Origin of the sequence: Psychrobacter sp. ANT_WB68 (assembly GCF_008369115.1) — a bacterium.
GTDB lineage: Bacteria > Pseudomonadota > Gammaproteobacteria > Pseudomonadales > Moraxellaceae > Psychrobacter.
The window spans coordinates 25,701-45,807 of record NZ_VOAZ01000002.1 but is presented as its reverse complement, the minus strand read 5'-3'; the positions used below and the strand labels follow the sequence as shown (position 1 = coordinate 45,807).

The window sequence follows — 20,107 nt, the reverse complement described above, 5'->3', positions numbered from 1 at the left end:
GCTAAATAAATTTTTTCTAACTGTGAATACTATTAATAAGTAACATCTACTTTATCACTATAACGGTAGGTGCGTATCAGACGCAACTCGACGATATCATTCATGTCTTCGGTAAATTTACCAAATGGTGCCGCTTGTCTGACCGATTGTTTGGCAGCCTCATCTAATATCGTTGAGTTCGAGCTCTCAAGCAGACGTATGGCTTTAATATTACCATCATTACCGATGATGACCATCAAGCGCACCTCGCCCGTGATACCTTGGGCACGCGCTTGGGCAGGATATTGCAGATTACCGACCCGCTCGACGTGCTCACGAAAGGTATTGATATAATCCGCTGCCGCACCGCGCGTCGTCGAATTGCTATCGACGGTCACGACTTTTGACTTGCTCGCATACAGCTGTTGACGCTGAGACAGCTGCGCTTCCAAGGTGGCGATTTGTTTGCGTAGGCGCTCTTCTTGCGCCATCATATCATCTTGCTCTTGTTTGCTATCGTTATCTGATTCCACGCTCGCTTGACGCCAGCTAAGCGTAGTACGCAGATAGCTTTCTTGATAGCGCTGCTGACGGACTTGGCGCTGCAAGCTAATCACATCTTGCGTCTCGCTCATTTGCTCAGCAGACAACGGACTGCTCTGATCGGTTTCTTGGCGCAATTGCTCCTGCACGGTACCGCCGCCTTCTTGTGATGCATTAGCAATAAACTGCGCATCTTCATTCGGTTGCATATTATCAGTCAGTGCTTTCGCAACATCTTGCATCATGCCAGCGGGGTCTTGCCCCATCGAGAAACTAATCCCAAAAATAATCAGCGCATGGGCGCTGACAGCAATCACAATAGCCATCGGCAAGCTGATATCACGCTTAGGTGCTTGCGCTGAAAAATGGTAGCTTTGCGAGTCTTTGATATAGGCCACAGTTAATCTCAGCTAATGAATATAAGGGCTATCGGTCAGAAGCATGATAATATAAGCGTCTGTCAACCAATGCCGGCGCTATCATAACATGACATAGAATTGTGCCGCTAGCACAACTGTATACCGCCGCTATTAACTTGTCTCCAGGCTTATCTATCAGCTGATATTTACAGAATGTCTTTATAAAACGTTTGTTGTTAAAAACGTCGTATTAAATCCTTCATATGAAGTGCTGCAAATTATCTAGCCCCAGTGCTATCGTACATAGCAAGTCTGCTCAATCAGACAAAACCTAGACGTTCATTTTGCATGCTATCATTTTGATATATACTGTTTTATAGGTAAGCGATTAGCAAATACGAATTTTGCGCCTGCATAATATGAAATATAAACACAGGTACAGTTTTGCCCCAGCGCTTACGTGACGACCCCTATCATTATAAGGATAATAAGTTTGAGTAACTTTGATCATATGGACAATATGAATGATTCAGACAGTTTTGATGAATTCTTTGAGAATATCGGCTACCGTTTTGACGAGTCATTTAGCGATGGCTGGGAGCGTCTTACCCAAGCGATTAAAAACATTTATAACAAAACCACGGATAAGCTTGAGGATGAGCTATCCCTGCCAGTTGCCCAAATCTACGTCAACGATGCACTGCAAAAGTTCGTCACGGACAATGTCAAAGCCATTTTAGAGCTGCGCGTTGAGATACATGACGACTGGTTTCGCTTGTATTGTACCGTCGATGCAGGCGGTATATATGCGGAGGTGGCGAGTAACTTTAATTTGGTTCATGTACAGCTTGATCGCAACGTTCAGCGCCTCGTCTTTGGTCAGCAGACTTATACCGACGTCCTTAACCTACGCTGCGAATCCTTTATTAAACGCCAAGGTATCAAACTTTTTATCTGGTTTTATCATAGCGTGCTGAAAAAAGACCCATTAGGCTTCATTTTATCTTATATCAATATTGCCCGTGCAAAAGATGAAATCATCTACCTTGATATCAATCGCTGGCTGAAAAAGAACAAAAAAATTATCAGCACCTTATATAAGGTACAGGTCAATTATGGTGAGCTTGAAGAGGAACAACTGGTGCTTAAAACCCAAATCAATTATCTTGACCTCTTAGCCAGCAGCGCTAATGAAGATATCATTAGTGATAAAGATGAGCCGGAGCTGATGCAAGGCCCTATCAACCCGATTGATGATGCCACTGAGCCAAGCTTAGAACCCTCTTCATAAGCAGACCGAAAGCCGCCTAAATGCTATTTAAACGCTTACCATAAAAAAGCGCTAATCCTTGAAGACGATTATCTTTAAGGGTCAGCGCTTTTTTAATTAAGGCTGTCTATATCAATTTAAAGCAGTCATACAACTACCAGTAATTTTCTACCGCGATATTGCCTTCGCCGCGGCGATTCATCACCAGTCCTAAGCTCTTTAACGTCTCTTTGGTATCTTCTACCATCTCTGGGTTGCCGCAAAGCATGACATGCGTGCTATCAATGTCTAAAGCAATACCCGCCCGTGCTTGCAGCGTCCCGTCTAATAATAGCTTCGGCAGACGTTCAGTCAATGCGCCTTCAACAGGTTCACGGGTAACGATAGGTATGAAAATTAATTGTGCTGGATTATCAACCAATGAGCCAAAATCTTCTTGCAAGCTTTTAATCTTGTCAATATACGCCAATTCTTCTGTTGAACGCGCACTATAAGCCAGTACGATATGTTCGTAGTCCTCCCATGTTTTTAAGTCTTGGAGCATTGACAAGAAAGGGGCTAAACCCGTACCAGTAGCTAGTAACCACAAATCTTTTGGTAGCGGTTTTTGATAACGCGCCAAGGTTAAAAAGCCAAAGGGCATGGTATTCAGTAGTAGCTCATCACCCACTTCTAAATGTTGTAACTGCGAAGTAAAAGCGCCATCAGGAATCACAATAGAGAAAAACTCTAATATCTCATCGAAAGGTGAAGATACAATCGAATACGCGCGGAAAATATCTTCATTCAGCGCCTCGTTTAGTGCTTCGTTCAGCTCTTCATCATCATCTTCATCATCTTCATCATAGTCAGCTACTGCACTCAGCTGCTTATAGTATTTTAATTGACTGGGATTAACGCCCAAACGCACAAACTGTCCCGCAGTAAATTTAAAGCTATCAGGACGACTAACGGTAAAGCTAAATAGATTGGGCGTCCACGTGGTTTTACTGAGCACCGTTACTTTTTGAATATTGTCACTCATAATAATGAATCACTCTCGTTTTTTATGGATAGTTATTGATACTCTTTTATAGATTGTTGTTTTTATAAATTTTTAAAGGCTATAAACCAAAAGATGCGCCAAGCTTATCATAAAGCTGGCGCATCTTGTTTTTCGAACCGTTACAATCGATAAGTAGCCGCATCAAGGTGCCGCTATTTACCAGACTTTTCTGTGCTTACCAGATACGAGCCAAACTTGCCCATTCAATCATAGTGTTCGGTAACACACCGAAGAATATGATGATGGCGGTGACGGCGATGACCATGATACCACCGGTACGTCGACCCCACTGCTTAGAGACGTCAAATTCAATGAATTGTTTCGGACGTTTAAAGAGCGTGAGCATGACGCGCAAGTAGTAAAATAGACCAATAGCACTACCCAAGATAATCATTGCTGCCAAGAACCAGTTGGTCCCTTGTACGGCGGCAAGAATCGCAAATAGCTTGGTAATAAAGCCTGCGGTCAAAGGAATACCTGCCAACGACAACATCATAATCGTCATCACAGCAGTCAATACCGGACGACGCCAGAATAGTCCTTGGTAATGGGTCAGCTCATCGGCTTCGCCAGCCAAACGATAAGGGCTCGACATCAAGGTAACGACACCAAAGGCACCGATAGAGGTAAAGGCGTAAATTGCCATATACATGCTTGAGATGCTATCAGCGGCTGAGCCGATGCTAACAATCACGATAAGCACATAACCCATATGAGCGATCGATGAATAACCCAATAGACGTTTAAGGCTAGTCTGACGAACGGCGAGTAAGTTACCCACCAAAATTGACAGAGTTGCCATGACCATAAGTAGCATCTGTACCGATGGCAGTGCCAATAACGATGTATCAATTAAGAAACGAACCGCCAGCGCCATCATCGCTACTTTTGATACCGAAGCTAAATAAGTAGCGATGGGTGCTGGTGCACCCTCATAAACATCTGGCGTCCACATATGAAACGGTGCTGCCGACAATTTAAAGGCAATACCAAACATCATCATCGCCGCACCAAGGATCAGTAATGGCGACTCAAAGAGATCAACCAAAGTCATACTGACAGGTTTAAAGGCGAGCGAGCCTACTTCTGCATAAATAAATGCCATACCCATCAGTAGCGTTGCCGATGCCGTTGCCGATAGCACTAAGTACTTCAACCCCGACTCAAGCGAGCGTTTACGCATATAAGTATATGCCAGCATACCGTATAGCGGTATCGATAGCATCTCAAGGCTCATAAAGAATGAGGCCAAATGCTGAGCACTGACCATGAGCAATGCGCCAACTGTCGATAACAGCATCAGTAAATATAGCTCTTCTTTATGGTCTTTTAAATCAGCTAAATAAGCATAAGATAGCGTAAAGCAGGCCAATGCACAGATAAAGATAACCACCATATTAAACTGGGCGAAGTTATCAATAACAAATAACTGCTCAGCCGTTGGTACCAGCGGACCGCTACCGACGATGCCTGCCATTTGCCCAAGCAAAGTAAACAAACCGATATTCAGACCGACGACCGAGATGGTACCGGTCACCATATGAGAGCGTTTAATGGTAATGGCAATCATCACCACCAAGACTGTAATGACTACCGCAATGATTGGTGCATAAGGCAGCAGCCCCATCAAATCATTCATCGTAAAATCGTTCATGACTTAACGTGCCTCCATTGCATCAAGCAGCTGCGAGGCATCTACTTGTGTTACTTGACTGTATATATAGGCGTTATTAATCCACTGCATCGCGTGACTTGAGGTATCAAGGAACGGTTGTGGATACAGTCCGAGCCAGACCAATCCTGCCGCTAGCATGAGCAGTAGGGACAGCTCGCGCTTGCCCAAATCTTTTAACGGACGCGTCGGCAAACCGTGTAACTTGGTTTCTTGTAACGCCACTTCTTTAATATTGTTGCTACCGAATAGTGCCTTATGAATCAAAATAAGCGAGTATAAACCTGCTAATACTAAGCTGAATGTCGCAAATACTACAAACACAGGATAGTCAGCAAAGGCGCCAAATAAAATCATAAACTCGCCGATGAAGTTACCTGTACCTGGAATACCCAGTAAAGCGGCACAAAAGAACATCAATATCGGCGCATAATAACGGAATTGACCCCACATACCACCCATCAAGGTCAAATCACGCGTATGTAGACGCTCATATAACTGCCCTGCCATGATGAATAGTGCCGCCGAGCTTAAACCGTGCGCCAACATCTGGATCATCAAACCTTGCAAGCTGAGTAAGGTACCTGCATAGATTGCCAATACCACAAAGCCCATGTGCGAGATACTGGTATAAGCCAGTAAGCGCTTCATATCAGTTTGCATAAAGGCCAACCACGCACCATAGAAAATACCAATGGTACCTAAGGTCATAGCAATCGGCGCAAAGTCTTGTGACGCAGCTGGAAATAATGGTAAGACAAAACGAATCAAACCATAAGCGGCAGTCTTAATCAGAACCCCTGCCAAATCCACCGAACCTGCCGTTGGTGCTTGCGCATGCGCGTCAGGCAACCAGCCGTGGAACGGAATAATCGGCAGCTTAACAGCAAAGCCAATAAAGAAGCACAGCATGATGGGATATTCCCAGCCGCCAAGTGACGTACCGAGCAAGTCATTATAATTAAAACTCACCACCCCTTTTTGGGCGTAGCTGATAATGACCAATATCAAAATACCGACCAGCATGATAAGACCAGATGCTTGGGTATAAATAAAGAACTTAGTTGCTGCGTATTCTTTGGTTTTGCCAACGACGTCATGACCCCAAATGGCAATCAAGAAGTAGATTGGAACCAGCATCATCTCCCAAAAGAAGAAGAATAAGAACAGGTCAATAGCTAAGAAAACACCAATAACGCCGCCCAAGCTCCATAGCAAGTTTAAATGGAAGAAACCAACACGGCGTTGAATCTCATTCCACGAACAGGCAACGGCGGCAATACCAAGCAGACCTGTCAAGCCAACCATCATCAGCGATAAGCCATCTAGCGCCAAATGAAAGCTGATACCAAAGCTTGGTATCCACGGCACCATAAATTCGGCGACCCATGGCACATTTGCATCTGGCGCAATCACTTGCTGACTCATACCGCTATAATCGCCGTACTGCCACAGTACTAGTGACAAGGCAAAGGTCAACGTCATACCGATTAGAGCAATCCAGCGCGGTAGACGTTTATTAAAGCGTTCGACCAACCAACATAGCAACCCTGCAATAAAAGGAATTGCGATTAATGCTGGTAGCATCCACGTTTGTTGTAACTCAATCATCTTATACCACCGTCATCATTACCAGCACCAACAGCACAGCCACACCCAAGCCAAAGCTTGCAGCGTAACCTCGAAGTGACCCTGTTTGCGTCGCAGACAATACCTTATTGCCAGCAGATGCCAGCTTAGGCAATAAAAGCCACGTTTTATCGACAGGGTCGGCTTTAAATAAGCGGCCGATGAACAAAAAGGGTTTTACAAAAACTATATCGTATAGCGCATCGAAGCCCATACCGTGATAGCACCAATGATATAACGCTGCACCAATAGTCGTGCGCTTAAAGCGTGTCAGCATGCGACCTTTATCCAAGACATATAAGAATGCCGCGAGAATCAAACCTGTCAACATAGCGCCCATGGCGATATATTCAGCAGTATGCTTACCATGCGCTTGACCAGCAACTTCTAGTAAATGCCCAACGCTCTCCGGCAATACGCCTTGCAATGGCGGGGTAATAAATGCACCTACTGCCGTTGATAATACTAGCAACACACTAAGCGGCAGCCAATATGACACACCAGATAATTTATGTGCGTGGGTTTTCTCTTCACCAAAGAAGATAATCCAAATCATACGGAAGGTATAAATCGCGGTTAAGAACGCACCGAATACGCCCATATAGAATAGGACTTGGTGACCAGTTGCATAACTTTCCCAAAGAATCGCTTCTTTAGAATAAAAACCAACGGTAACCCAAGGTATCGCCGCAAGAGCACCGCCACCGACGATATAGCACCAAAATACTAAGGGTATCTTTTTACGTAAGCCGCCCATCTTAAAGATGTTTTGCTCATGATGAACCGCAAGAATGACCGCACCTGATGATAAGAATAGCAAGGCTTTAAAGAAAGCATGCGTCATTAAGTGGAAGATCGCACCTTGCCATGCGCCAACGCCCAATGCTAAGAACATATAGCCGATTTGGCTCATGGTCGAATAAGCAAGGATACGTTTAATATCAGTTTGTACCAGCGCACAAAATCCAGCAACGACGAGCGTCAATGCACCCACTGCCCCGACCCAGTACAATAATACGCCTGGTGTGAGGAGAAATAATGGATGTAAACGCGCAATCAGATACACACCCGCAGTAACCATCGTCGCTGCGTGAATCAATGCCGATACTGGCGTTGGACCTGCCATTGCATCAGCAAGCCACGTATGTAGTGGTAGCTGCGCTGATTTACCCATCGCTCCACCAACCAACATCATGGTGGTTAAAATCATCGTTGGATTGTTAATATCAAAGATTTCCGGTGCACGGGTAATAATCTCTTGAATATTAAGCGTACCAAATTCGCGGAATAATAAAAATAAACCAAAAGCTAAAAACACATCACCAACGCGGGTGACGGTAAAGGCTTTAATCGCTGCCCTACCATTGGCGCGGTCTTGGTAATAAAAACCAATCAGCAAGTAAGAACAAATACCGACGCCTTCCCAGCCAAGATAGAGCAAGAACAAGTTATCCGCCAATACCAGCAATAACATGCTAGCGACAAATAAGTTCATATAGCTAAAGAAGCGCGCAAAGCCTGTTTCACCTTTCATATACCAAGCGGCAAACAGATGAATTAAGAAGCCGATACCGGTAATCACCCCCGTCATCGTTAATGCTAAGCCATCAAAGCTTAGGCCAAAACTCGGGGCAAAATCGCCGACTTGGAACCAAGTCCATAGCGGAATCTCGACTACTGTACCGGCAGGATTACTGGTTAAAAAGGTATAGCTGACAATTAGCGTACATAGCGCTGATAACAGCATGCTACCGACACCGACAATCGCTGCTACCTGCTCGCTTAACTTGTCGCGCATAAAGGCTAGAATCAAAAAGCCAATGAGCGGGAATATAAAGGTTAATGGTAATAAATTCATGACATCATCCTTTCATCTCATTGGCGCTGTCGACATCGAGATGCCCACGCTGATGATAAAAACGCAATAATATTGCCAAACCAATGGCCGCCTCTGCTGCTGCTAAAGTCAGAATAAAGATAAACATGATCTGTCCATCTGGATCGACCCAGCGGCTACCTGCGACCACAAATGCCAAAGCCGTCGCATTCATCATGATCTCAAGGCTCATCAGCATAAATAAGAAATTACGCCTTACCATGACACCGCACAGACCAATCGCAAATAAGATACCGGCCAAAATCAATCCATGGCTCATGGGTATCATACCCAGTACATTCTGCGCCTCAGCAACCGGCTGCACTAAGCCCGCTACTTCGTGGGCAAACGGCACATTCGCAACCTCCTGTGCCACGCTCGCTGCTAGTACCATCAGTTCGACTCCTTGCGCGTGACTCGTTGTACACCTACCTGCTTACCTACTTTCATACCGACGTAGTCATGCGGATCGACATCTTTATATTCGTATGGTTTAGCCATGTTTACCGCATCAGTATCTATGGGCATGCCGTTATCATCATAGTGTTTGATACTGGCGACATTTGGATTAGTTGCTTGGCTTGCGTTACCTTGGCTACTGTTACCGACTATCTCATCATAGATAGACTCTTTACCCAAATGATAAGCAGCAACCAAAGCGGCTAATAAGAGCAATGCGGCCACTTCTATCAACATAATATATTTGGTAAATAACGCCGTACCCACTGCTTTGGCTGAAATTGTGGTACCACCTATCATCGCCGCTTCATCATGGTTAAGACCAATCATCGCATACAGCACAACCGCGATGATAATCGTTAGCCCTGTCGGTACCGCCCAAGTGCCGGCATCAAGCCAGCGCTCTTCACGCTCGTCATTACTCATGCCAAGATTTAGCATCATAATAACAAAGACAAATAGCACCATAATGGCACCAGCATAAACAACAATTTCAAGCGCACCAGCAAACGGCGCACCTAATACGAAGAAAATACCTGAGATCGCCAATAACGACACAATCATCGATAAAATAGCATGCACTGGATTGGCAAGGGTCACCACGCGCAAGCTGGCAAATATTGCCACCGCTGCCAGCGCATAAAACCCTGCCAATTCAGGACTATTTAAGATATTCATCATGGTAGCAAGCTCCTTAGATCAATCGGTGCAGCTTCGTTTTGCGCCGCGCCTTTTGGTTTATCTGCTACCGCCATACCCGTCACGCGATAATAGTTATAATCGGGATATTTACCCGGTCCTGAAATCAGCAAATGCTCTTTTTCATAGACCAAGTCTTGACGGACGTATTCGCCCATCTCAAAGTCTGGGGTCATCTGAATTGCGGTCGTTGGACAGGCCTCTTCACACAAACCACAAAAGATACAGCGTGAAAAGTTGATGCGGAAAAATTCTGGATACCAGCGTCCGTCTTCACGTTCTGCTTTTTGCAGTGAGATACAGCCGACCGGGCATGCCACCGCACATAGGTTACAAGCGACGCAGCGCTCATCACCATCGGGGTCACGAGACAAGATGATGCGTCCACGAAAGCGCGGCGGTACAGGTACCGGCACTTCAGGATAAAGAATGGTATCGCGCGGTCTGATGGCGTGACTGTTGACCATCCACATACTGCGGACAATGGTAAACATACCAATGACCGTCTTTTTTATAGTAGTAAACATGGATTATTATCCTTATCAGCTTTACCCTAGTTCATCAGCGATGGCTAGTAACGATTACAACGTTGGGGAAAAAATCAAAATGACCGCAGCAGTAACCAACAGATTAATCAAGGTTACCGGCAGGCAGACTTTCCAGCCAAAGTTCATCACCTGATCATAGCGCGGACGCATGAGTGAGCCTCGAGCCAAAATAAACATGGTCATAAAGAATAGTGTCTTAATCATGAACCAAAAAGCTGGTGGAATAAACGGAATATCTAAATTAAACGGCGCAAGCCAACCACCGAAGAATAAGCAGGTCATCAACGCAGAAATCAGTACGACGTTGACATACTCACCGATAAAGAACATGCCGAACTTCATGCCTGAATATTCGACATGATAACCTTCGGCCAATTCTTGCTCGGCTTCAGGCTGATCAAATGGATGTCGATGGGTAACGGCAACGCCAGCAACCACAAAGGTTAAGAAGCCAAAGAACTGCGGAATGATATACCAGCCGTCAATTTGCGATTCAACGATTTCGCGTAGGTTAAATGAACCTGTTAAGGCAACAACACCCATCAATGATAAGCCTAAAAAGACTTCATAACTGATAGTTTGTGCGGCTGAACGTAAGCCGCCAAGTAAAGAGAACTTATTGGCAGATGCCCAGCCACCGAACATCACCGCATAGACCGCAATACCTGCCATAGCAAAGAAGAATAAAATACCAATATCCCAATCAGCGACCCCAAGGGTTGGGGAGATAGGAATGATGGCAAATGACGCCAACGCGGTAAACATAGCAACCGCTGGTGCCAAGGTAAACATAAACTTATCGGTGAAGTTTGGCGTCCAATCTTCTTTAAAGAAGATTTTGAGCATATCAGCAACCAGCTGCAATGAGCCAAATGGACCAACACGGTTAGGACCGTAACGATCTTGCCAGAGTGCTAGCATACGGCGCTCATAAATAATCATCATTGCCGCTACAATGACCACCACTAAAAAGATAACCAGCGATTGCACGACCATAAAGAGTATTGACCAGGTATCAAAGGTCATCATACCAGCCAAAAAGCTTGGCACATCAGGGATAATGCGGGTAACTTGCATATTACAGCTCCTGTGTGGTGGTCGGCGCGCTGCTTACTTGTGTCGCGCGGTTATTGGTATTGGCTGTTATAGCACTATCTGTCGCCATGCTGCCCATCATCGTGACCGGCGCATCAACTTTTCGTACCGATGCTGGCATTGAAGGATGAATGATATCCACCTGCCCAACCGGATAGCCGATACAACCTTCTGCTAAGTAACCAACAAGCTCTACTGGCAACGTGATTTGCTGCTTATCAATCTCAATCGCCAGATAATCTCCATCAGCGATATTCCAGTCTTTTGCATCGTCAATACCGACGCGCCATGTTGCTAGCGGCAATTGCTCAGCAACGACGGGGCTACGCGATGCCATCATAGAGCTGGCATAAAGGTTATAAATAGGTACTAGTTTTGCTTGTCCTTGCTGCATATCCGTTGTCGTCACCGAGGTAACTTCTGGCGCAACATATTGACGCGTGGCTAGGCGCTCTAATTGATCAAACAGACGGACGCCTGGGTCACCATTTTTGAGACTACCGCCGACTTTATCCTGGTATTTATTCCATGCTTGCGGTGAGTTCCAACCGGCTGCACTGGCAAAAGGAATCATCGAGCTTGGCGTTTGCTTACCGCTATAGCCTTCCATTGAGAAGGTTAAACCGGTATCCAAATCTTTTGGCTGCATCGGCTCATGCACAGATACTGGCGCACGCATAGAAGTACGACCTGAGTAGCGACGAGGCTGACGGGCAATCTTTAGACCGGTCATCCGGTAATCGGCATCCGGAGCAGCGCCTTTAATCCCAGCAAGCTTAGGATGAGTGGCAACCAAGGCATTGATGACATCATCAAGCTGTGTCCAATCGACATCGCGACCTTCTAAGCTGCTATGAACGGCATGTAACCAGCGCCAGCCTTCTTTGATACTGCTCATCGGATGATAATATTCGTTGTCATAGACTTGGAAGAAGCGCTGCGCACGACCTTCAGCAGAGATGAGCGTACCGTCCGCTTCCGCAAAGCTAGCAGCTGGCAGGACGATATCGACGTCTTTATGCCAATCAAGGAGCTGATGGTCAAGGGCGATGACGGTTTTGTCAGTCAATAGCTGGGTTAATTTATGCGCATCAATGGCATCAGTCAACTGGTTTTCAGCAACGATGACCACATCAAAATCAGTCGCTAATAATTCTTCGACGGATTGACCGCCAAGCATACAAACACCAATGCTATTGGCATCAGGAACCGCTAAATAAATACCAGCTTGCGCATGGTATTGTTTATTAACTTCTTTTAGCTCAAGCTTGGTTGCCGGCTTACGTTCGACGTAGTCTTGCACTTCTGTATCAACGCCGGTTTCAGGTTTGTTCGGCTTAGCAGATAAGTCTTTGTCTTCGCTTTGCTGAGCAGTTGCTGCTTGTGCTTCAGCGGCGCGAACCTGTTCATCACGAACTATAGCGTTATGCGCCTCAACCTGCTGCTGCTCAGTCGCTTTAATCGCTGCACGCTTTTGGCTTAATACCTGAGTAATTTGTGCCGCTGCTTCTATCAAAGCAGTCGATGATAAGCTGCTACCAGAGACAACTAACGGCTTATCGGCTTGAATTAAGTCATAAGCAATTTGCTGTGCCAACGCTTGCATACCATCAGTATTAGCATCATCGACATCTTGTTGTGCTGTTTGCGGATCTGCTATTTGTGCTAAATCATCAGCAAAACCAGCAATCGCATCAGCGACTTTAAAGCCAAGCTTAGTGATATCTTCAGGGGTCGCAACGACGCTGACTTTACTGATATCTTCTAGCTTAGTTTGGATAACATCGATGACGTATACTGGGCTTTGTACGCCTTGACCAATACGTTTGACTGGCTCGGCTAGCCATGATTGGGTTTTGGTTGCTGCCGCCATTTTAATGGCTTCATTTTTTGCTGCTTGACGAATCGATAGCGCCACACGTGATGAGGTTTGGGTAATATCTTCGCCTAGCACCAATACGGCATCGTGACTTTCAATATCAGTCATACCGGGGTTATAAATACCCTCGGTACTTAATACTTCAATACATTTATTGACCAGTGCTTGCTGCTGATGGTTTAGACCGGTTGAAAAGTTATCAAAGCCGACCATGTTTTTTAGCGCAAAGTTGGTCTCAAGGCTCGCACGTGGTGAGCCAATACCGATGACTTTTTTATCTTTGATACGTTTGATGGTTTCATCAAGCGCATAATCGATATTGATTTTGACATGCTTGTCATTGATACGTTCAAGCGCTTGCGTTGGACGGTCTTCACGATTGACATAACCATACCCAAAGCGACCACGGTCACATAGGAAGTAACGGTTTACTTCACCGTTATAGCGGTTTTCGATACGGCGCAATTCACCATAACGCTCGCCCGGAGAGATGTTACAACCGGCAGAGCAACCATGACAAATGCTTGGCGCATATTGCATATCCCATTTACGGTTATAACGCTCAGAGTGGGTTTTATCAGTAAACACACCCGTTGGGCACACTTCGGTTAAATTACCAGAGAACTCGCTTTCGAACTGACCGTCTTTATCACGACCAAAATAAACGCGCTCGTTTGAGCCATAAACACCCAAATCTTCGCCACCTGCATAGTCTTTATAAAAACGAACGCAGCGATAGCAAGCAATACAACGGTTCATTTCATGGGCAATAAACGGACCAAGCTCTTGGTTGTGATGGGTGCGTTTGGTAAAGCGATAACGACGGCGGCTATGACCTGACATATAGGTCATGTCCTGCAAATGACAATGTCCACCTTCTTCACAAGTTGGACAGTCATGTGGGTGGTTGACCATCAACAGCTCAACCATCGACTTACGAAATGCTTTGGCTTCATCATCGGTCACTGAAATGTACATATCATCGCCTGGAGCGACCATACATGACATCACGAGGCGACCGCGACCCGCTTCCATATCTTCTTTAGACTGATATTGCTTAACCGCGCACTGACGGCAAGAGCCGACTGAACCTAAGGCGGGGTGATAACAAAAATACGGCACATCAATGCCGAGTGATAAGCATGCTTGGAGCAAGTTATCTGCGCTATCTACTTCGACAGTGGTTCCATCAATATGTATGACTGCCATGCCGCTCTCCTTATTTCACTTCTGGCTGTTGATTGGCTGCAGCCTCAATGACATCTTCACCAACCGCCTGCGCAATTTTTTGATCAAACTCAGGACGGAAATATTTAATAGCACTCATCAGTGGTTCCATCGCACCCGGCGCATGGGCACAAAAGGTTTTGCCGATCCATAAGTCACGAGTCAACTCTTCTAATTTCTCAACATCACCGATTTGACCTTGACCGTCGTTAATGGCAGTCAATATTTTCACGCCCCACGGTAGACCATCACGGCATGGCGTACACCAACCGCATGATTCACGTTGGAAGAAAATCTCAAGGTTGCGCAATAATGGCACCATATCTTGCTCTTCATCAACGACCATTAATAAACCCGTACCCATACGGCTACCAGCTTTTTGAATGGTGTCAAAATCGACAACGGTGTCTAAATGGTCAGCGGTTAAAAAGTCAGTTGATGCGCCGCCTGGTAACCAAGCCTTGAGCTTTTTGCCTTCCTGCATACCACCAGCAAAATCTTCGATAATTTCACGCGCCGTATAACCAAATGGCAGCTCCCACAGACCGGGATCATTGACTAGACCTGAACAGCCAAACAGCTTAGTGCCCGGGGTTTCGACCACGCCTTTGGCTTTTGGTAAATCTTGATACCATTTGCTACCATGCAAAATAATCGCTGAAACGTTATGTAAGGTTTCAACGTTATTGACTACCGTCGGACGTCCCCATGCTCCCGCTACTTGTGGAAATGGCGGCTTAGTACGCGGATTGGCACGGCGACCTTCTAGGCAGTTAATCAAAGCGGTTTCTTCACCGCAAATATAACGACCCGCACCGGTGTGGACGTGTAAATCAAAGCTAAAATCTGACCCTAAAATATTATCGCCGACTAAGTTATTGGCACGAAGTTCTTCAAGCGCTGTATTTAAACGCTCTGCTGCTAAAATATATTCACCGCGAATAAAGATATAACCGGCTGTTGCACCGATGGCGTAAGCAGAGATGAGCATACCTTCGATAAGCTGTAGTGGCAGACGCTCCATCAGCAGACGGTCTTTAAAAGTACCCGGCTCCATCTCGTCGGCATTACAGACAAGATAACGTGGACCACCATCGGGTGGTGCCATCAGCGACCATTTGATACCTGCTGGGAAACCTGCACCGCCACGACCTTTGACCACGGCTTCTTTGATGGTGTTTAGGGTATCATCTGGTGATTGGTTTAAGGCCATTTTTAGCGCTTCAAAACCACGTAGCGATTCATAAGTGGCCAAATCCAATACCGCATCGTGATGTGCTAAACGCCATGTAAGCGGTTTGGTTTCACTGGTAGCGGTCGCCTTATCGCCATAGACAGGAATGCGCTGGTCATTTAATTGGCTTGGCGCTTTGCCTTGACCGCGACGAGCAATCTGCTCTGAAATCGTTAAACTCATGCGTATAGCTCCAACAATTGGGCGACTTCTTCAGGCTGCACAGGACCATAAGTATCTTCATTAATTAAGACAGAAGGGCCTTTATCACAGTTACCCAAACAACAAATCGGCAATAGCGTAAAGCGGTTATCAGCGGTTGTCTGACCATAGTCGATGCCCAGCTGCGCTTTTAATTCAGCCGCCAGCGCTTCGTAACCGGTTAGATAACAAGCCACTGAATCACAAATAAGGATGACATTGCGACCGACTGGCTGACGATAAATACGGTTAAAGAAGGTTGCCACCCCATCCATATCAGTTATCGGAACATTTAGAATATTGGCGATAGCGTTGACTTGTGCATCATCGACCCAGCCGTTACGCTTTTGCACGATTTTTAGCGCATCTAAAGACGCTGCCCGTGGGTGGGGATAATGATGCATAAACTCATGGATAGCCGCAATTTCTTCAGCGGTTAAGATACTTGCCACATCTACTTTTGGCATTTTATCGGAAACAATTCTCATAATCTTTTTCTTTCCTCACTCAGCCCACTGTTAAGGTTGCGCTCATGGCGCAATGACAGCGTTTTGGTGTGCCAGTTTGGCGATAACATATTAATGAACGTGTCTTACTTTTAGCATTTAGCATTTAGCATTTAGCATTTAGCATTTAGCATTTAGCATTTAGCATTTACAAACGATGATGACGATAAACGCATCACCGTCGACGTCTAGCGGTCACAATCGGCCATCACAATATCAATCGATGCCAAATACATAATGGCATCGGATACCAGTGAGCCATTAATCACTGATGGCATCTGCTGCAGGTGCGCAAACGTCGGCGTACGAATACGGGTACGATAGCTCATCGTCGCTTTATCTGAGGTGATGTAATAACTGTTTAGACCTTTGGTCGCTTCCACAATCGTGGTGCACTCACCCGCTGGCATCACAGGACCCCAAGAAACGGAGATAAAGTGGTTAATCAAGGTCTCAATATCGTTTAGAGTGCGATCTTTTGGCGGTGGTACTGCCAATGGGTGATCTGCCTTATAAGGACCTTGCGGCATATTATCCATACATTGACGGATGATACGTAGCGACTGGCGCATCTCTTCGACTTTGACCATACAGCGATCATAAGCATCGCCGTTATAGCCGACTGGGACTTCAAAATCGTAGTTCTCGTAGCCCATATACGGACGTGCTTTACGCAAATCAAAATCTAAACCGGTCGCACGTAAACCTGCGCCCGTGACGCCCCACGCCAATGCTTGCTTGGTATTATACTGCGCAACGCCTTGAGTACGACCTTTAAGCACACTGTTTTGCAGTGCCGCTTTGACATACTCATCCAAGCGTTTTGGCATCCAGTCTAAGAACTCGCGAACCAAACGTTGCCAACCGCGCGGTAAATCGTGCGCTGTACCGCCGATACGGAACCATGCTGGGTGCATACGATAGCCAGTCACGGCTTCGATGACGTCATAGGCTTTTTGGCGATCGGTAAACATATAGAATACCGGCGTCATACCGCCCGCATCCTGAATAAAGGTACCCACAAATAGCAGATTATTGGTAATACGAAAAAACTCACTCATCATCACGCGGATAGTTTCAGCGCGCGGTGGAATGGTAATACCCGCAAGCTTTTCAACCGACATGATGTACGGTAGCTCATTCATGACGCCACCGAGATAGTCAATACGGTCGGTATAAGGAATAAATGAGTGCCATGTTTGACGCTCAGCCATCTTTTCGGCGCCGCGATGGTGATAGCCAATATCGGGGATACAATCGACGACTTCTTCGCCGTCAAGCTGCAGCACTAAACGGAAAGCACCGTGAGCCGAGGGATGGTTAGGCCCGATGTTCAAGAACATAAAGTCTTCATCGCGACCCGAGCGTTTCATGCCCCACTCTTCGGGGACAAAGCGCAGGTTTTCTTGCTCGTATTGTTGTTTAGCAGTATTCAAGAAATATGGGGTAAATTCAGTTGCCCGCGCATGATATTCTTTGCGCAGTGGATGACCTTCCCAATATTTAGGCAATAAAATACGGGTCAAATGCGGATGGCCACTAAAAACAATACCGAACATATCCCAAACTTCACGCTCATACCAGTTGGCATTTGGCCAAATTTTGGTGGCGCTCGGTACATTGAGATCGTCTTCGCTTAGCGCAACTTTGATACGCACATCGCTATTACGCTCAAGCGACATCAAATGATAAAACACCGTAAAGTCACTATCAGGCAAGCCTTGACGATGTTGACGCAAGCGTTCATCTATCGCTGATAGGTCAAATAACATGACATAGGGTTTTGGCAATTTACGCAGGTATAAGAGAACATCCAGCAAATCAGCACGCGCCACCCAAACCGTTGGAATCTCATCCACAGTGTGCTGCACGACAAACTTACCGGCATACTTCTGCTCCAACTCGGTGATAACCGCTGGAACAGGCTTAATCTTAGGATCTATGTTTTCGACTACCGTGACCATGAATGATGTATTCCTTCATTAATCATAATTGAGCTATGTTAAACATAACCAAACTACGATGAATATATGCGTACTGAGCACTTTTACGGATTATGAATGATTGAGCCAAACTACAACGTTAACTATTAAATGACTTATAGCTAGATACTATCTGGGCTACGCAAGTTTTTCACAGCGATACGATCTGCTTGCTTACGGTCACGCTCAGGCGTCATTTGTGGCTGATAGATACCTTGCTCATTGACATGAATACCCAGCGGACGACGCTCTTTGGTAATCGACTCTTGCAGCAGCATCAAGCCTTGAATCAAGGCTTCGGGACGCGGCGGACAACCGGGTACATAAACATCAACAGGAATGATTTTATCCACGCCTTGTACCACTGAATAGATGTCATACATGCCGCCCGAGTTGGCACAAGCACCCATCGAGATGACCCATTTTGGCTCAAGCATTTGCTCATAAAGGCGCTGAATAACCGGTGCCATTTTGACAAAGCAGGTACCAGCAACAATCATCACATCCGCCTGACGCGGCGAGGCGCGAATAACTTCGGCACCAAAGCGTGATAAATCGTGAACCGCGGTTAAGGTAGTCGCATATTCGACATAACAGCATGAAGTACCAAAGTTAAATGGCCACAGTGAGTGCTTGCGCCCCCAGTTTGCTGTCGAATGCACGAGGTCTTCGAGACGACCCATAAAGACGTTTTTATTGACTTCGTCTTCGAGCGGATCATTGACCGTTTGGCTAGTCTGCGCAGGATAGACATCTGCATCAGGGTTGGCTTTTGTTAATGTGTATTTCATAACATACAACCTTTATTTTAAGCGACACATGGCAATCAGATTGCCATTACTATCGCCATAACTTCTATTATTAATAAGTGACCATGCTCGAATAAGGCTAAAGTAAGACAGCTACAAACAATTAGCGTTCGACCTTATCCTTTTGTGCAGACGTGGCAAAATCCACAGAAGTAATATTACCTGTGATATTAATATGATCAATATTTTGCAAGTGACGACGATTGGTCTCAATATTGTTCGAGACATTAATCTGCCCTGAAGACTGCGCCGGTATTTTACCCGTCGGATCAACCATCAGCTCATCAACCCCATCAAACCTGGTGATATCTGCCAAATTGAAACCTGCTGGAGCGGCGTGTAAACGAGGTTGTTTGCGACGTTTATCTGCTGGTGCCCAGTTCATCGCACCCAAACTAAGCTCGTATACCAAGCCAATAATCAAGATGGTGATAAATATCGCGGCAGCGGCAAAGCCAAGCCAGCCAGCCTCACGAACTGAGACCGCATAGGCATATAAATACAGCGCTTCCAAATCAAAGATAACGAAGAAAATTGCCACCAAATAGAATTTGGCAGACAAACGAATGCGGGCGTTGCCAGCTCCGACAACACCCGCTTCAAATACCTCTTCTTTTTGTGTGCCTTGAGAGCGACCGCCAAGTAAGCGCGGAACGACCAGCATAAAGACAACTAGCCCAATGGCGGCTAAAATAAAAGCGATTGCTGACCAATTAAAAGCAGACATGATAATACGTGCTCCTCACCCAATCGAGTGTCAAGCGCACCGCAAATACTCACAAATAATGGTGGTAATGGCGACAGGCATAACGCAGACGAAAACACAAAGTAACTGTCATTGAGCCACTTTACTTGAGTAAATTTGTTTAAATAACTCAGTGATTAGGATCAATCAACGACTATTATAGCTACTGTGCTGGTAATAACCAATTATCAAGCTTATTGACGACGATGTCAGACGTGACCAACTATAGATGTCCCGCTCTGTACGCGGATAAAAGGCTGGTCGCCCAACGTATCTTGTAACAACGTAAGATCAACTTATTAAATCAATGTCATATTCGCGTGTTTACTTAATTGATTTAATAGCTCATT

General features: G+C 45.7%; 16 protein-coding genes. 1 reads left to right on the top strand and 15 read right to left on the bottom strand.

What is annotated here, in order from left to right; all coding sequences use genetic code 11:
* Positions 1 to 32: 32 nt before the first annotated feature.
* The gene (locus tag FQ084_RS05420) at positions 33 to 920 is read right to left on the bottom strand and encodes an energy transducer TonB (protein WP_188032905.1); all 888 of its coding nucleotides are present in this window, start codon (positions 918 to 920) and stop codon (positions 33 to 35) included.
* 481 nt (positions 921 to 1,401) lie between these two features.
* Between FQ084_RS05420 and FQ084_RS05415 the strand changes: the two genes are divergently transcribed.
* A complete protein-coding gene (locus FQ084_RS05415; protein ID WP_410477332.1) occupies positions 1,402 to 2,172 on the top strand; it encodes a hypothetical protein in 771 nt (256 codons plus the stop codon).
* Positions 2,173 to 2,305: 133 nt separating this feature from the next.
* Here FQ084_RS05415 and FQ084_RS05410 read toward each other — a convergent pair whose 3' ends face one another.
* From FQ084_RS05410 to ndhC, 14 genes are all read right to left on the bottom strand, one after another.
* The gene (locus FQ084_RS05410) at positions 2,306 to 3,175 is read right to left on the bottom strand and encodes a ferredoxin--NADP reductase (RefSeq protein WP_149489637.1); all 870 of its coding nucleotides are present in this window, start codon (positions 3,173 to 3,175) and stop codon (positions 2,306 to 2,308) included.
* Between the two features lie 196 nt (positions 3,176 to 3,371).
* Entirely contained in the window at positions 3,372 to 4,850 is a 1,479-nt protein-coding gene (locus tag FQ084_RS05405) for an NADH-quinone oxidoreductase subunit N (RefSeq protein ID WP_149489636.1), read from the bottom strand.
* A gap of 3 nt (positions 4,851 to 4,853) precedes the next feature.
* Positions 4,854 to 6,479, bottom strand: coding sequence for an NADH-quinone oxidoreductase subunit M (gene nuoM, locus FQ084_RS05400; RefSeq protein WP_149489635.1), 1,626 nt, complete (start codon positions 6,477 to 6,479; stop codon positions 4,854 to 4,856).
* 1 nt (position 6,480) lies between these two features.
* Positions 6,481 to 8,355 (bottom strand): NADH-quinone oxidoreductase subunit L, encoded by a 1,875-nt coding sequence (nuoL, locus tag FQ084_RS05395; protein WP_149489634.1) that lies wholly within the window; start codon positions 8,353 to 8,355, stop codon positions 6,481 to 6,483.
* A 4-nt stretch (positions 8,356 to 8,359) separates the two neighbouring features.
* A complete protein-coding gene (gene nuoK, locus FQ084_RS05390; RefSeq protein WP_045445153.1) occupies positions 8,360 to 8,668 on the bottom strand; it encodes an NADH-quinone oxidoreductase subunit NuoK in 309 nt (102 codons plus the stop codon).
* 98 nt (positions 8,669 to 8,766) lie between these two features.
* A complete protein-coding gene (gene nuoJ / locus FQ084_RS05385; protein ID WP_149489633.1) occupies positions 8,767 to 9,513 on the bottom strand; it encodes an NADH-quinone oxidoreductase subunit J in 747 nt (248 codons plus the stop codon).
* Positions 9,510 to 10,058, bottom strand: coding sequence for an NADH-quinone oxidoreductase subunit NuoI (gene nuoI / locus FQ084_RS05380; protein WP_079691073.1), 549 nt, complete (start codon positions 10,056 to 10,058; stop codon positions 9,510 to 9,512). The genes nuoJ and nuoI overlap by 4 nt, the downstream gene beginning before the upstream one ends.
* Before the next feature lie 54 nt (positions 10,059 to 10,112).
* On the bottom strand, positions 10,113 to 11,108 hold the full coding sequence (gene nuoH / locus FQ084_RS05375; RefSeq protein ID WP_188032925.1) for an NADH-quinone oxidoreductase subunit NuoH: 996 nt from the start codon (positions 11,106 to 11,108) through the stop codon (positions 10,113 to 10,115).
* A gap of 49 nt (positions 11,109 to 11,157) precedes the next feature.
* On the bottom strand, positions 11,158 to 14,262 hold the full coding sequence (gene nuoG, locus FQ084_RS05370; protein ID WP_149489631.1) for an NADH-quinone oxidoreductase subunit NuoG: 3,105 nt from the start codon (positions 14,260 to 14,262) through the stop codon (positions 11,158 to 11,160).
* Between the two features lie 10 nt (positions 14,263 to 14,272).
* Positions 14,273 to 15,697, bottom strand: a complete 1,425-nt coding sequence (gene nuoF / locus FQ084_RS05365; RefSeq protein WP_149489630.1) for an NADH-quinone oxidoreductase subunit NuoF — start codon at positions 15,695 to 15,697, stop codon at positions 14,273 to 14,275.
* On the bottom strand, positions 15,694 to 16,203 hold the full coding sequence (nuoE, locus tag FQ084_RS05360; RefSeq protein ID WP_149489629.1) for an NADH-quinone oxidoreductase subunit NuoE: 510 nt from the start codon (positions 16,201 to 16,203) through the stop codon (positions 15,694 to 15,696). Before nuoE ends, nuoF begins: the two co-directional genes overlap by 4 nt.
* Before the next feature lie 206 nt (positions 16,204 to 16,409).
* On the bottom strand, positions 16,410 to 18,185 hold the full coding sequence (gene nuoC, locus FQ084_RS05355) for an NADH-quinone oxidoreductase subunit C/D (RefSeq protein ID WP_149489628.1): 1,776 nt from the start codon (positions 18,183 to 18,185) through the stop codon (positions 16,410 to 16,412).
* A gap of 140 nt (positions 18,186 to 18,325) precedes the next feature.
* Positions 18,326 to 18,994 (bottom strand): NuoB/complex I 20 kDa subunit family protein, encoded by a 669-nt coding sequence (locus tag FQ084_RS05350; protein WP_149489627.1) that lies wholly within the window; start codon positions 18,992 to 18,994, stop codon positions 18,326 to 18,328.
* Between the two features lie 121 nt (positions 18,995 to 19,115).
* The gene (gene ndhC, locus FQ084_RS05345; RefSeq protein ID WP_149489626.1) at positions 19,116 to 19,739 is read right to left on the bottom strand and encodes an NADH-quinone oxidoreductase subunit A; all 624 of its coding nucleotides are present in this window, start codon (positions 19,737 to 19,739) and stop codon (positions 19,116 to 19,118) included.
* Positions 19,740 to 20,107 lie beyond the last annotated feature (368 nt).

Coding starts and splice junctions, on each gene's coding strand:
- FQ084_RS05415 (WP_410477332.1), top strand. CDS start 1,402: ATGAATGATTCAGACAGTTTTGATGAATTCTTTGAGAATATCGGCTAC.
- FQ084_RS05410 (WP_149489637.1), bottom strand. CDS start 3,175: ATGAGTGACAATATTCAAAAAGTAACGGTGCTCAGTAAAACCACGTGG.
- FQ084_RS05405 (WP_149489636.1), bottom strand. CDS start 4,850: ATGAACGATTTTACGATGAATGATTTGATGGGGCTGCTGCCTTATGCA.
- nuoM (WP_149489635.1), bottom strand. CDS start 6,479: ATGATTGAGTTACAACAAACGTGGATGCTACCAGCATTAATCGCAATT.
- nuoL (WP_149489634.1), bottom strand. CDS start 8,355: ATGAATTTATTACCATTAACCTTTATATTCCCGCTCATTGGCTTTTTG.
- nuoJ (WP_149489633.1), bottom strand. CDS start 9,513: ATGATGAATATCTTAAATAGTCCTGAATTGGCAGGGTTTTATGCGCTG.
- nuoI (WP_079691073.1), bottom strand. CDS start 10,058: ATGTTTACTACTATAAAAAAGACGGTCATTGGTATGTTTACCATTGTC.
- nuoH (WP_188032925.1), bottom strand. CDS start 11,108: ATGATGACCTTTGATACCTGGTCAATACTCTTTATGGTCGTGCAATCG.
- nuoG (WP_149489631.1), bottom strand. CDS start 14,262: ATGGCAGTCATACATATTGATGGAACCACTGTCGAAGTAGATAGCGCA.
- nuoF (WP_149489630.1), bottom strand. CDS start 15,697: ATGAGTTTAACGATTTCAGAGCAGATTGCTCGTCGCGGTCAAGGCAAA.
- nuoE (WP_149489629.1), bottom strand. CDS start 16,203: ATGAGAATTGTTTCCGATAAAATGCCAAAAGTAGATGTGGCAAGTATC.
- nuoC (WP_149489628.1), bottom strand. CDS start 18,185: ATGGTCACGGTAGTCGAAAACATAGATCCTAAGATTAAGCCTGTTCCA.
- FQ084_RS05350 (WP_149489627.1), bottom strand. CDS start 18,994: ATGAAATACACATTAACAAAAGCCAACCCTGATGCAGATGTCTATCCT.
- ndhC (WP_149489626.1), bottom strand. CDS start 19,739: ATGTCTGCTTTTAATTGGTCAGCAATCGCTTTTATTTTAGCCGCCATT.